The organism is Streptomyces rubradiris (genome assembly GCF_016860525.1).
Taxonomy (GTDB): Bacteria; Actinomycetota; Actinomycetes; order Streptomycetales; family Streptomycetaceae; genus Streptomyces; species Streptomyces rubradiris.
In genome coordinates this window covers 4,908,098-4,920,000 of the sequence record NZ_BNEA01000015.1, presented here as the reverse complement: position 1 = coordinate 4,920,000, position 11,903 = coordinate 4,908,098, and the positions used below count along the sequence as shown (strand labels likewise).

The 11,903-nt window shown below is 72.4% G+C and carries 11 protein-coding genes; 2 read left to right on the top strand and 9 right to left on the bottom strand.

Going from position 1 to position 11,903, the window contains the following annotated elements; translation table 11 throughout:
• Positions 1–342 precede the first annotated feature (342 nt).
• Complete coding sequence (locus Srubr_RS35135; protein WP_189991885.1) at positions 343–1,350, bottom strand: stage II sporulation protein M; 1,008 nt, start codon at positions 1,348–1,350, stop codon at positions 343–345.
• Positions 1,351–1,492: 142 nt separating this feature from the next.
• Here Srubr_RS35135 and Srubr_RS35130 point away from each other — a divergent pair, with 142 nt between their 5' ends.
• Positions 1,493–2,503, top strand: coding sequence for an RDD family protein (locus tag Srubr_RS35130; protein WP_189991887.1), 1,011 nt, complete (start codon positions 1,493–1,495; stop codon positions 2,501–2,503).
• A 26-nt stretch (positions 2,504–2,529) separates the two neighbouring features.
• On the opposite strand, the gene Srubr_RS35125 is transcribed toward Srubr_RS35130, so the two are convergent.
• The 8 genes from Srubr_RS35125 to Srubr_RS35090 all read right to left on the bottom strand — a co-directional run bounded on the left by Srubr_RS35125 (position 2,530) and on the right by Srubr_RS35090 (position 11,096).
• A complete protein-coding gene (locus Srubr_RS35125) occupies positions 2,530–3,144 on the bottom strand; it encodes a hypothetical protein (protein WP_189991889.1) in 615 nt (204 codons plus the stop codon).
• 171 nt (positions 3,145–3,315) lie between these two features.
• On the bottom strand, positions 3,316–4,773 hold the full coding sequence (gene ahcY, locus Srubr_RS35120; RefSeq protein WP_189991891.1) for an adenosylhomocysteinase: 1,458 nt from the start codon (positions 4,771–4,773) through the stop codon (positions 3,316–3,318).
• A 453-nt stretch (positions 4,774–5,226) separates the two neighbouring features.
• Positions 5,227–6,207, bottom strand: coding sequence for a cation diffusion facilitator family transporter (locus Srubr_RS35115; protein WP_189991893.1), 981 nt, complete (start codon positions 6,205–6,207; stop codon positions 5,227–5,229).
• Between the two features lie 172 nt (positions 6,208–6,379).
• Positions 6,380–7,531, bottom strand: a complete 1,152-nt coding sequence (gene manA, locus Srubr_RS35110) for a mannose-6-phosphate isomerase, class I (protein WP_189991895.1) — start codon at positions 7,529–7,531, stop codon at positions 6,380–6,382.
• 178 nt (positions 7,532–7,709) lie between these two features.
• Entirely contained in the window at positions 7,710–8,837 is a 1,128-nt protein-coding gene (locus tag Srubr_RS35105; protein WP_189991897.1) for an SIS domain-containing protein, read from the bottom strand.
• 119 nt (positions 8,838–8,956) lie between these two features.
• Positions 8,957–9,127 carry a Trm112 family protein gene (locus Srubr_RS35100; protein WP_181798431.1) on the bottom strand — a complete coding sequence of 57 codons (171 nt, stop codon included), beginning with the start codon at positions 9,125–9,127 and terminating at the stop codon, positions 8,957–8,959.
• Positions 9,128–9,201: 74 nt separating this feature from the next.
• The gene (locus Srubr_RS35095; RefSeq protein ID WP_189991899.1) at positions 9,202–10,566 is read right to left on the bottom strand and encodes a phosphomannomutase/phosphoglucomutase; all 1,365 of its coding nucleotides are present in this window, start codon (positions 10,564–10,566) and stop codon (positions 9,202–9,204) included.
• Between the two features lie 104 nt (positions 10,567–10,670).
• Positions 10,671–11,096: a DUF3499 domain-containing protein gene (locus Srubr_RS35090; RefSeq protein ID WP_189991901.1), complete on the bottom strand. Its 426-nt coding sequence runs from the start codon at positions 11,094–11,096 to the stop codon at positions 10,671–10,673.
• A gap of 350 nt (positions 11,097–11,446) precedes the next feature.
• On the opposite strand from Srubr_RS35090, the gene Srubr_RS35085 reads away from it, so the two are divergent.
• Positions 11,447–11,833, top strand: coding sequence for a metallopeptidase family protein (locus Srubr_RS35085; protein ID WP_030787994.1), 387 nt, complete (start codon positions 11,447–11,449; stop codon positions 11,831–11,833).
• Positions 11,834–11,903: the final 70 nt, after the last annotated feature.

Here is an 11,903-nt window from a genome sequence, read left to right as displayed (position 1 = left end):
GGTCTTGCGTTTCCGACTCTATCAGATCTTTTCTCGATCCGATTTCCTCGGTGCTTTCCAGGTTCCCGCTCTCGCGTTTCCCTTTCCGGCGGTTCCGACTTTATCAGAAGTTCTTGGCCGATCTGACCGGCCGCTCATTTCTGAGTATTCGGAGGATGCTTTTCCGGAGGCCGTTCACGGCTCCCTTGGAAGCAATCAAGTAGATTCTAGCAACTGCCTGGCCGGATGTCCAGTTCCAGACAACTCATTGAATCTACCTCCCCACTCCCTCCGTGTCAACGGCTCTTGCGGGGCGAAGAGGAGACTAGCAGCTCAGAGGGGGTGAGTGCACATCCGCCGGAGTCAGGCGGCCGTGGGCACGGACGCGCTGCGCTCCGTCGCCCCAAGATCGCCCGTCTCCCCCGCGCGTGTCGCACGGCCGCCGAGTACGTAGACGTAGGCCAGAAAGGCGAGCTCGGCCACGACGCCGATGCCTATGCGGGCCCAGGTGGGCAGGTCGGAGGGGGTGACGAAGCCTTCGATGGCACCCGAGACGAGCAGGACCAGGGCGAGGCCGATCGCCATGCCGATGGCCGCGCGCCCCTCCTCCGCCAGAGCGGCCCGCCGGGTGCGCGGGCCGGGGTCGATCAGCGTCCAGCCCAGGCGCAGCCCCGTACCCGCGGCGACGAAGACCGCGGTCAGTTCCAGCAGGCCGTGCGGGAGGACCAGGCCGAGGAAGGTGTCGAGGCGGCCCGCGGAGGACATCAGGCCGAAGCCCACGCCCAGGTTCAGCATGTTCTGGAAGAGGATCCACAGGACGGGCAGGCCCAGGAAGACGCCCAGGACCAGGCACATCGCCGCCGCCTGGGCGTTGTTCGTCCACACCTGGGCGGCGAAGGAGGCCGCGGGATGACTGGAGTAGTAGGTCTCGTACTCGCCGCCCGGCCGGGTCAGCTCGCGCAGCTCGCTGGGTGCCGCGATGGACGACTGCACCTCGGGATGGGTGCCGATCCACCAGCCCAGCAGGATGGCGACGGCGGTGGAGACGAGCGCCGTGGGCACCCACCAGTGGCGGGCGCGGTAGACGGCGGCCGGGAAGCCCTGGCCCAGGAAGTGTGTGACGTCCCGCCATGAGGCGCGGCGGGTGCCGGCGACAGTGCTGCGCGCGCGTGCCACGAGCCGGCTCAGCCGTCCGGTCAGGTGCGGGTCGGGCGCGCTGGACTGGATGAGGGAGAGGTGGGTGGCCGTGCGCTGGTAGAGGGCGACGAGTTCGTCCGCCTCGGCCCCGGTGAGCCGGCGCCGGCGGCGGAGCAGCGCGTCCAGCCGGTCCCATTCGGCTCGGTGTACGGAGACGAAGACGTCCAGGTCCATCGGGTCTGCCTGCTCCTCGGCTGGTGTCCACGGCTCGTCGTGGATGCTCGTGCTTGCTGTCAGCTTGTCGTACTGCGGCGCGATGCGCCCTCAGCTTGGCAGACTGGCGGTTCAGGGGGCAGACCAGGAAAGGACGGCGGGCGTGAGTGAGCTGGTGACCGGCGAGGCGGTGGCGCTCGAACTGCGGCCCGCGAAGCTGCCGAGCAGGGCGCTCGCCGTGCTGCTCGACCTGGTGGTGGCGATGGTCGCGTACCTCGTCGTGGTCATGGTGCTGGTGGCGTCGACGGCTTCGCTGGACGAGGCCGCGCAGATGGCGCTGTCGATCGCGTCGTTCCTGCTGGTGCTGGTCGGCGGGCCGATAGCGGTGGAGACGCTCAGCCACGGACGTTCGCTGGGGAAGCTGGCGTTCGGGCTGCGAGTGGTACGGGACGACGGCGGGCCGATCCGGTTCCGGCACGCTCTGGTGCGGGGCGCGATCGGGGTCGTCGAGATCCTGATGACGTTCGGCGTGGTGGCCTGTATCGCCTCGCTGGTCTCGGCGCGGGGGCGGCGGCTGGGCGATGTGTTCGCGGGCACCCTGGTGGTCCGGGAGCGGATACCCGCCGGGCGGACGGGATTCGTGCCGCCTCCGCCTCCGTGGCTCGTGGGGCGGTTCGCCGGGCTGGATCTGTCCGCGGTGCCGGACGGGCTGTGGCTAGCCGTCCGGCAGTACCTGACCCGGATGCCACAGCTCGATCCGCAGGTGTCGGCGGGCATGGGGCAGCGGCTGGCGGCCGACCTCGCGGGGCGTACCGGTGCTTCGGTGCCGCCGGATCTGCCCCCGGCCGCGTTTCTCGCGGCCGTGGTGCACGAGCGGCAGTCCCGCGAGGCCCGGCAGGCGTTCGGCGTGGGGCCGGTCGTCGGCAACGGTGGTCTCGGCGGCTTCGCACCGCCTCCGGCACAGCCGGGCCCATCAGCCGCCTACCGGCCTGAGCTCTCGCAGCAGGACCAGCTCCCGCGGTACGGGGGCTCGCATCCGGCCCAGGGAAGTCCTCAGTACGGCGGCGGGTACCCGTCCGAGGTCTCCGCGCCCGTTCCGCCCGCCCCTGCCCGGCCGTCGCGGGACGAGCCGCCGACCGGCCGGCCGGCCACCGGGTTCGTGCCGCCCGCGTAGGTGCTCGGGGGCCGTGAGTGCCGGGGTCAGTCGAAGCGCGACGGCGGCGACTGAAGGTCCTCCAGCTCGATGCCGGGCGCGGCCAGGACGACGTCGCCGGCGATGTGGACGGCGTGCTGTTCGCCGGTGTCCAGGGCTGTGACCTGGTATTCGTCCACGGTCAGGGGGCCGTTGTCAGTGGCGTGTGCTTCGCTGTTCACCAGAGCCCAGGACTGGTCCACGGTGCGGGGGGCGAGGACCGGGTCGGTGAAGGCGACGAGGCGTACGCGGGTCGCGACGGACGAGGGGGTGAGGCGCAGGAGCCGTGCGGTGGCGACGAGGAACGCGGGGGACGTGCCGGTGAAGGCGTGGGCGCGCACATTGCCTTCGGTGGCATTGAGGCCGGTGGGGTCGGTGCGGACCCAGGTGACGCCGTCGAGGGCGGCGCCGCGCACCTGCCAGTCGCCCGCGTGCAGTTCGAGGCGTAGGGGGCGGCCGAGGTCGTCCAGGGCGAGGTCGACCGAGCCCCGGTGCTCGCCGGCGGGGCCGGTCAGCCGGGAGACGTAGCGCCAGCCGGACGGGCCGGGGGCGCACTGGAAGTGCTCTTCCGCGAGGGGGGTGTGATCGTGCGGATCGTGGAGCGAATAACGGCCGCGGGGCATGGGGGTCCTGGGTCTTGACGGGCTGGTCCGGCCGGAAGCCATGGGTCGGGGCCAAAGGGGCAGGCCCCCGGCACGGGGGTGCGGGGGCCTGCCTCGGAGAGCCTGCTGCCGGGAGGGGTGCGTCGGTGCACCGGCGCACTCCCCCGGCGGTCGGGCTACGGGGTAACCGGCTCAGTAGCGGTAGTGGTCCGGCTTGTACGGGCCGTCGACGTCCACACCGATGTACGCCGCCTGCTCCGGGCGCAGCTTGGTCAGCTTCACGCCCAGGGCGTCGAGGTGGAGGCGGGCGACCTTCTCGTCCAGGTGCTTGGGCAGCGTGTACACACCGGTCGGGTACGCGTCGGGCTTGGTGAACAGCTCGATCTGGGCCAGGGTCTGGTCCGCGAAGGAGTTGGACATCACGAACGACGGGTGGCCGGTGGCGTTGCCCAGGTTGAGCAGGCGGCCCTCGGACAGCACGATGATCTTCTTGCCGTCGGGGAAGGTCCAGGTGTGGACCTGCGGCTTGACCTCGTCCTTGACGATGCCCGGGATCTTGGCCAGACCGGCCATGTCGATCTCGTTGTCGAAGTGACCGATGTTCCCCACGATCGCCTGGTGCTTCATCTTGGCCATGTCCGAGGCCATGATGATGTCCTTGTTGCCGGTCGTGGTGATGAAGATGTCGGCCGTCTCGACGACCTCGTCCAGCGTGGTCACCTGGTAGCCGTCCATCGCCGCCTGCAGCGCGCAGATCGGGTCGATCTCCGTGACGATCACCCGGGCGCCCTGACCGCGCAGGGACTCCGCGCAGCCCTTGCCCACGTCGCCGTAGCCGCACACCACGGCCGTCTTGCCGCCGATCAGCACGTCCGTGGCACGGTTGATGCCGTCCACCAGGGAGTGCCGGCAGCCGTACTTGTTGTCGAACTTGGACTTCGTCACGGCGTCGTTGACGTTGATCGCCGGGAAGAGCAGGGAGCCGTCGCGCTGCATCTCGTACAGGCGGTGCACGCCCGTGGTGGTCTCCTCGGTGACACCGCGGATCTCCGAGGCCAGCTGGGTCCACTTCTGCGGGTTCTCACCCAGCGTGCGGTGCAGCAGCTGGAGGATCACGCGGTGCTCGTCGGACTCGGCCGTCTCCAGCGCCGGGACCTCACCGGCCTTCTCGTACTCCACGCCCTTGTGCACCAGCAGCGTGGCGTCGCCGCCGTCGTCCAGGATCATGTTCGGGCCGCCGGTGGGGCTGTCCGGCCAGGTCAGCGCCTGCTCCGTGCACCACCAGTACTCCTGAAGGGTCTCGCCCTTCCAGGCGAACACCGGCACGCCCCGCGGGTTGTCCGGAGTGCCGTCCGGGCCCACCGCGATCGCCGCGGCGGCGTGGTCCTGGGTGGAGAAGATGTTGCAGGAGGCCCAGCGCACCTGCGCGCCCAGGGCCACCAGGGTCTCGATCAGCACGGCCGTCTGCACCGTCATGTGCAGCGAACCCGTGATCCGGGCACCGGCCAGCGGCTGCGCCTCGGCGTACTCCTTGCGGATCGCCATCAGGCCGGGCATCTCGTGCTCGGCGAGAGTGATCTCCTTGCGGCCGAACTCGGCCAGCGACAGATCGGCGACCTTGAAGTCCTGTCGGTTCTCGACAGTCGTCATTACGAGCTGCTCCTCGGGGTTGGGTCGAGGTGGGTACGGCTGGTCTGCGCGGCGGCGGACACAGGTGTGCCCGGGAAGAGGCACAGGCATGCCCACGTACGCGCAGCGCAGTCCGTCGGAGGCCCTCTCTCCCTCGGCCGGCCCGTGTGGGGCCGCCCGACCGCCATCAGCAGCGACGTCTGGCTCCGTCCCAAGCTACACCGGAGGGCCCGGTCGTCCCAGTCCGCCTTCGGATTCCTCGCCTCTTTCCCAGGTCGTCCTCGGCGGGTTCCGGGGGGCGGCGGGGGTGCCTGTGGGTGCGCGGAAAGCGTGGAGCCGGCGCGGGCGGACCGGAGCGAACCGGGACTTGCCCGCCTTCGGGGCGGGCCTGGTGGCACGGCGGCGGAGGGCGCCTGTGGTGCCGTCGGCGCCCTGGCCGGGGGGCACCGCTGAGGCCGGCCGCCGTACCGGGTGTCAGTGGCCGGCGGCGTGGGGGTTCGGGCCGCCCGGGGTGGCGCTCGGGTCCGGGCCCTTGGCGGCCTCGGCCTCGCTGTAGATGTCCGGTTCCAGGTAGATGACGCGGGCGATCGGGACGGCGGCGCGGATGCGGGCCTCGGCGGCGTCGATGGCGGTCGCGATCTCGGCGGCCGTGTCGTCGTGCTGGACGGCGATCTTCGCGGCGACCAGCAGCTCCTCGGGACCGAGGTGCAGCGTGCGCATGTGGATGACGCGGGTGACCGTGTCGCCGTCGACGATCGCGGCCTCGATCTTCTTGACGTCCTCGATGCCCGCGGCCTCGCCGAGCAGCAGCGACTTGGTCTCCACGGCGAGGACCAGGGCGATCAGGACGAGCAGGACGCCGATGCAGAGGGTGCCGATGCCGTCCCAGACGCCGTCGCCGGTGAGCAGGGCGAGGCCGACGCCGCCGAGGGCGAGGACCAGACCGATGAGCGCGCCGAAGTCCTCCAGCAGGACGACCGGCAGCTCTGGGGCCTTGGCGCGGCGGATGAACTCCTTCCAGGAGAGCTTGCCGCGCAGTGCGTTGGACTCCTTGATGGCCGTGCGGAAGGAGAAGCTCTCGGCGATGATCGCGAAGACGAGGACGCCGACCGGCCAGTACCAGTGCTCCAGGTCGTGCGGGTGGCTGATCTTCTCGTAGCCCTCGTAGATGGCGAACATGCCGCCGATGGAGAACAGCACGATCGAGACCAGGAAGGCGTAGATGTACCGCTCGCGGCCGTAGCCGAAGGGGTGCTGCGGGGTAGCCTCGCGCTGTGCCTTCTTGCCGCCGAGGAGCAGCAGGAACTGGTTGCCGGAGTCGGCGAGCGAGTGCACGCCCTCGGCGAGCATCGAGGAGGAGCCGCTGAACGCGAACGCCACGAACTTCGCTGCCGCGATCGCGAGATTGGCGCCGAGTGCCGCCACGATCGCCTTCGTACCGCCTGACGCGCTCATGTGTCCGCGTTCCCCTTCGCCTTTGTCGGCCTCGTACTGTCCGTCCGTCCGGACGGGTGCCCGGCTTTGCCCGGCCTTTGCCGGTGGGTCATTCTTGCAGCCCGGCCGGGCACCGGCGCGTCAGGTATCCACAGCCCCGGTCATATGATCGACCGCTTGTCCACAGCCCTGGTCAGGCGACCACGGTGGCGCGGAAAATGGTGCCCGCGCCGGAGATCTCCGCCGGTTCGCCGGCCGGGACGAAGACCGACTGGCCGGGTCCCAGCTCGTGCTCGCCCGCCCGGACGGTCCCGGCCGTGCAGAGCAGGATCTGCGGGGTGGCGCGGGTGAGGTCGCGGGCGGTGCCGCCCTCGGGCAGGACGAAGCGGGAGAGCCGGAACTCGTCGGTCGGCGTCTCGTATACCTCTTCGCCCTCCGGGGATGCCTCCGGGCGCAGCACGCCCGGGTCGCTCGGTTCGAAGCGGACGATCCGCAGCAGTTCGGGGACATCGACGTGCTTGGGGGTGAGACCGCAGCGCAGGACGTTGTCGGAGTTGGCCATGATCTCCACGCCGAGGCCGTTGAGGTAGGCGTGCGGGATGCCGGCGCCGAGGTACAGGGCCTCGCCCGGCTGCAGCCGGACGTGGTTGAGGAGCATCGCCGCGATCACGCCGGGGTCGCCGGGGTAGTGGTGGGCGATGTCGGCGTAGGGGGCGTAGGCGCCGCCGAGGCGGACGCAGGCGGCGGTGGCCTCGGCGACCGTGTGGGCCATCTCCTCCGGGTCTGCGGTGAGGACGGCGGTGAGGACCTCGCGCAGGGCCGCGTCCTCGGGGTGGGCGTGCAGCAGGTCGACGTACGGCTTGAGGGAGTCGACGCCGAGCCCGTCGAGCAGGCCGGCGGCCTGGACGGGGTCGCGGAAGCCGCACAGGCCGTCGAACTCGGTGAGCGCGCAGATCAGTTCGGGCTTGTGGTTGGCGTCCTTGTAGTTGCGGTGCGGGGCGTCGGCCGGGACGCCGCGCCGCTCCTCGTCGGCGTACCCCGCCCTGGCCTGCTCCAGGTCCGGGTGCACCTGGAGGGACAGGGGCGCGCCGGCCGCGAGGAGCTTGAGCAGGAACGGCAGCCGGGGGCCGAACCTGGCGACCGCGCGGGCGCCCAGTTCCCGCTCCGGGTCGGCCTCGATGACCTCGACGAGGGGGCCGCGGGAGGTGCGCGACGGGGCGCCCGGGTGTGCGCCCATCCACATCTCCGCCTGGGGTTCGCCGGTCGGCTCGACCCCCAGGAGCTGCGGGATGGCGGTGGGGGAACCCCAGGCGTAGGGGCGGATGGTGTTGTCGAGGCGGTCCATGTGTCTTCTCTGTCTCCGTACGTGCGCTGCTCGGCCGGCGCTGCCGCTTGCGTTCCCGGCGCCGACGGGTCTGCCCACTCAGACGCCGGGTACTCCCGCCCCGCCGACGGGACTGCCGGGACCGGCGGTGGGGCGGGCGGGGCCCGTGGCAGGCGTGGGCGGGGGGCCCGAGGTCAGATCAGGCTCCCGAAGCGAGCGCCAGGTAAACGGCGGCGAAATCCGTGACGGCGATCAGTTCCGCGAGGGTCTCCAGTTCGCCGCCCTCCTCCGGTTCGAGTTCGCTGACCGGCGTGTCGTGGCTGAGGGCCACGTCCCGGGCGGCCGGGGCGGCGGTGAGGCCGCCGAGCGGGCGGTCGCGCAGCAGCACCACGCGCGCGTGCAGCGCGGGCGGCTCCTCCACGCGGTCCCGGAAGAAGTCGTCCGGGTCGGCGCTGGCGGCGAGCGGCCCGGCCAGCAGGGCGCTGTGCGCGGCGAGCGCCTCGGGCAGCTCGGCGACCAGGGCCGGGCGGCCGGCCAGTTCGGCGAGGGCGGCGGCGAACCGGCGGCCCGCCGGACCGGCCGAGGTGCCCTCCGTCCAGATCACCGGCAGCGCGTCGGCCAGTTCGGCGGCGAGGGTCTTGGCCGGGTTGCTGTAGGTCGCGATGGCGGGCCCGCAGCGTTCCGCGATGGTGTCCAGCCGGTCGGCGACCTTCTCCAGGGCCTCCGGCGGGGCGTCGAGCAGGCCGACCCGGTCCAGGAGCGCCAGCAGCGGGGTCAGCAGCGCCCACAGCACTCCGGGAGAGGAGGCGGCGAGCGGTTCCTCCTGGTCGTAGGGGGCCGTGGCCATCGGTACGAACATGCCGTGCGCCCCGGCGACCGCGTCGGCGAGCGGGGTGCCGGGCGGGGCCACGCCGACGACGGAGCAGCCGCGGCGGTAGGCCTGCTCGGCGAGGAGGGACAGGCTGGGTTCGGTGCCGTCCGGGGTGGCGATCAGCAGCAGGTCCACGGAGCCGGCCCAGCCCGGCAGCTCCCAGCGCAGGGCGCCCGCGGCGGGGGCGACGCCGGTGGGGGCGAGCCGGACGACGGGGCTGCCCGGGCCGGCCAGCGTGCCGAGGAGGTCGGCGGTGTGGGTGGCGGCGGCACCGGGGCCCGCGATGAGGACCGCGCGGGGACGGCCGTCGGGCTTGAGGCTGCCGATGCCGGCCTCGGCGGCGTTGCGGGCGGCGGTGCGGACGCGGGCGCCGGCCTCCGCCGCCCCGCGCAGCAGTCCTCGGTGGTCGGCCTCGGCGAGGCCCTCCGGGGTGTCGAGCAGCGTTTCGTCCAGCATGGGCGGCAGCCTCCGGTCGCCGGGGATCCTGGGGTGCTACGAGGGGACGGGCCTGGTCACGCGGGGCGGCGGCCGGACCGGGCGGCGCCGGTCCTCCCGCCCACGGTGACGGGGTCGGATCAGGCGGGGCGGCGGGCCTCGTCGACCAGCAGCACCGGGATGCCGTCGCGGACCGGGTAGGCGAGGCCGCAGTCCGGGCCGGTGCAGATCAGCTCGGTGTCCTGCTCCTTCAGGGGGGCGTGGCAGGCCGGGCAGGCGAGGATCTCCAGGAGGCCGGCTTCGAGCGCCATGGGGTGTCCCTTCGGGGGGCGGGTGGGTGTCTGTGGATTTGCCTGGTCAGCGTACCGCCGATGGGGCGGGCCGCTCAGCCCCTGATGATCGCCAGGGCCTCGTCGCGGATCTTGGTCAGCGTCGCCTCGTCCTCCGCCTCGGCGTTCAGCCGGAGCAGCGGCTCGGTGTTGGACGGGCGGACGTTGAACCACCAGTCGGCGGCGGCGACGGTGAGGCCGTCGAGGTCGTCGAGGGTGACGTCGGCGCGGCCCTCGTACGCGGCGCGGACCGCGGCGAGGCGGTCGGCCTGGTCGGCGACCGTGGAGTTGATCTCGCCGGAGCCGCGGTAGCGGTCGTACTGCGCGACCAGGGCGGACAGCGGGCCGTCCTGGCCGCCGAGCGCCGCGAGGACGTGCAGGGCGGCCAGCATGCCGGTGTCGGCGTTCCAGAAGTCCTTGAAGTAGTAGTGCGCCGAGTGCTCGCCGCCGAAGATCGCGCCGGTGCGGGCCATCTCGGCCTTGATGAAGGAGTGGCCGACCCGGGTGCGCACCGGGGTGCCGCCGTGCTGCCGCACGACCTCGGGGACCGTGCGGGAGGTGATCAGGTTGTGGATGACGGTGCCCCGGCCGCCGTTGCGGGCCAGCTCGCGCGCGGCGACCAGCGCGGTGATCGCGGACGGGGAGACGGGGTCGCCGTTCTCGTCCACGACGAAGCAGCGGTCGGCGTCGCCGTCGAAGGCGATGCCGAGGTCGGCGCCCTCCGCCGGGACCCGCTTCTGCAGATCCACGAGGTTGGCCGGGTCGAGCGGGTTGGCCTCGTGGTTCGGGAAGGTGCCGTCCAGCTCGAAGTACATCGGGACGAGGGTGAGGGGCAGACCGGCGAAGACGGAGGGGACGGTGTGGCCGCCCATGCCGTTGCCGGCGTCGACCACGACCTTCAGGGGGCGGATGGCGGAGAGGTCGACCAGGGAGCGCAGGTGCGCCGCGTAGTCCTCCAGCGTCTCGCTCGTGGAGAGGGTTCCCGGCCGGGCCGCGGGTGCCGGGGCGCCCTCGGCGAGCCAGCGCTCGACCAGCTCCCGGATCTCGGTGAGCCCGGTGTCCTGGCCGACGGGGGCGGCGCCCGCGCGGCACATCTTGATGCCGTTGTACCGGGCCGGGTTGTGGGAGGCGGTGAACATCGCGCCCGGGAGGTTCAGCGCGCCCGAGGCGTAGTAGAGCTGGTCGGTGGAGCACAGGCCGATCTCCACGACGTCCACGCCGCGGTCCGCCGCGCCGTATGCGAAGGCGCGGGACAGGCCGGGGGACGAGGGGCGCATGTCGTGGCCGACGACGACGGCCGCCGCCGCGGTCACCTCCGCGAAGGCGGCGCCGAAGAGCCGGGCCAGTGCCTCGTCCCACTGGTCCGGGACCACTCCGCGTACGTCGTACGCCTTCACGATCTGTGACAGATCAGCAGTCACGGCCGTCCTCCTGAAAGTGCTGTGGATGCCCAAAACTACCCGTCGGACGGCGGGAAGCGGTGTGCGGACACCGGGCGGAGGTCCGAGAACGTCGCCCGGCGTGGTCAGTTGTCCGGGGAGCGCAGGACCCTGAGGTGGCCGCGGCGGGCGACCTCCATGGGGTCCGCGGCGCGGGCTCCGCCGCCGCCCGCCTCGGCCGCGCGCTCCTGGGGACGGGCCGCCTCGCGCACGGCGTTGGCCAGCGCTTCCAGGTCGTCCCCGCTGGGCCGCGCGGGCGCGGAGCCGTCGAGGAGCCGTACGACCTCCCAGCCGCGCGGGGCGGTGAGGCGCTCGGAGTGCTCGGCGCACAGGTCGTAGCAGTGGGGTTCGGCGTAGGTGGCGAGCGGGCCGAGGACCGCGGTCGAGTCGGCGTAGACGTACGTCAGCGTCGCGACGGCGGGTCGGCCGCAGGCGGTGCGCGAACAGCGACGTACAGGGCTCACGATGTTGGACGGTACCGCACTCTTGAGCGGGCCGCGACGACTCTCCACCAGGTCACTCCACCGTGTCGGGCTGTGAAACGCCCCACACACCCCTTCGAGGGGACCCCGCTGACCTGCGTGGACGGGCTTGCGGCGGAGGTACGGAAGGGGCGCGTCCGGTCAGGAGTCGCCACAAACTCCATCAATTGCCTTGAGTGCGGTGGTCTTGGAAAGTTACGGAAACGAGCCAGACGTTGGCCGGAATGGTCATCCTGCGACAGGGCGAGCGGGCGCCGGTTGCCGCGTGGAACCGGACGGGCGGAGGGTGCGGGGACTACGCTTCACCGGTGATGGACAACCGAGTACCGCCCCGTGCCAGCGGCCCCGGGCCCCGTCGCCGTGATCGTCACGGGCGGGGCATGCGGGGGCCGATCGCGCCGCCGCAGGTGCCGTTGGCCGCCAGCCGTGCCGAGGTGTTCGCGGATCTGGTGCAGGACTCCGTGGACCGTCTCGAACGGCGCTGGCCGCAGCTGGCCGACATCGACTTCCTGGTGCTGGAGGTGCCCCGGCTGGACGGGCGGGGGGACGGGCCGGTGTGGGACGACGAGGCGGTGCCGCTCGGCGGGGTCGTGCCGGCGCGGGACGGGCGGCGGGCGCGGGTCGTCGTGTACCGGCGGCCGGTGGAGATCCGGACGAAGGGGCGGGACGAGCGGGCCGCGCTGGTGCACGAGGTGGTCGTGGAGCAGGTGGCGGAGCTGCTGGGGCTGACACCGGAGACGGTGGACCCCCGGTACGGGGAGGACTAGCCGGGCGGGGGCAGAGGCCCCCGCCCCCGCCCCCGCCGCCGCTTCCCGGGCTGTCGCTGCTCCTGCCGCC